Origin of the sequence: Streptomyces sp. NPDC002130, from assembly GCF_040296465.1 — a bacterium.
In the GTDB taxonomy this organism is placed as follows: Bacteria; Actinomycetota; Actinomycetes; order Streptomycetales; family Streptomycetaceae; genus Streptomyces.
In genome coordinates, this window is sequence record NZ_JBEOXI010001146.1 from 1 (window position 1) to 1,117 (window position 1,117).

Annotated in this window: 1 protein-coding gene; it reads left to right on the forward strand. The window is 66.1% G+C overall.

All coding sequences use genetic code 11. From position 1 onward, the window contains the following. Positions 1-516 precede the first annotated feature (516 nt). The coding region (gene folE, locus ABT116_RS49145; RefSeq protein ID WP_502984109.1) for a GTP cyclohydrolase I FolE at positions 517-1,117 on the forward strand (601 nt) is incomplete at its 3' end.

Below are 1,117 nucleotides of genomic sequence, written 5' to 3' on the forward strand. Positions count from 1 at the left end.
GGGAACACCGGACTACGGAGCGCCCGCCGGATGGTCGGCACCGGGTTGGCCTCCGCGTGAGAATCCGTCTCCGACGTACCCCGGACAGCAGTCGGGTGGATACACCGGTGGACAGAATCCGACCCCGCCGAACCAGTCGCAGGGCCAGTACGGACAGCCCCAACACGGTCAGCCCCAGCCCGATCAGGGGCAGTACGGCCAGCCGCACCCGGGGCAGCAGGCGTACCCGGAGCAGCCGCATCCCGGCCGCCGTTACCCCGCGCAGCCCGATTACCCGGTGCAGTACCCGGACGGTGGACCCTTCGCCGATCCGAATCGGGGAAACCCGTCCGGCGAAAACCAGTGGCAGAGCCCCACGCCGGAACAACCGCAGACTCCGCCGCCGCATCATTCGGCTGAGGACGACGGCCCGAGCACCGCTCGCTGGGACGGACCGGACGGATCTCGCTGACCCTGCGCCACTAGGCTCTGCGGCGGGGGACCTGTGAACAATTCTCGAGGAGAGTTCGGTTGTCGGTGAATGATGTGGCCAGTGAACTGGTGTCGCTCGGAACGGGCCGCCCGTTCGATCAGGCGCGGGCAGAGGCTGCCGTACGGGAATTGTTGATCGCGGTCGGTGAAGATCCGGAGCGTCCAGGCCTGCTCGATACGCCGGCCCGGGTTGCGCGCTCGTACAAGGAGATCTTCGCGGGTCTGTACTCCGAGCCCGACGACGCGTTGAACACAACTTTCGACGAGGGCCACCAGGAATTGGTGCTCGTGCGAGACATTCCGATGTTCTCGACGTGCGAGCACCACCTGGTGTCCTTCCACGGCGTCGCCCACGTTGGCTACATCCCCGGAAAGTCGGGCAAGGTCACCGGTTTGTCGAAGCTCGCGCGTGTCGTCGATCTGTACGCCAAGCGTCCGCAGGTTCAAGAACGCCTGACCAGTCAGATCGCGGATGCTTTGATGCGCAAGCTCGACCCCCGTGGAGCCATCGTCGTCATCGAAGCCGAGCATCTCTGCATGGCGATGCGCGGTATCCGCAAGCCCGGAGCCAGCACGACCACGTCTGCGGTTCGTGGGCTCCTGCAATCCAGCGCGGCCTCACGGTCCGAAGCGCTGGACCTCATCC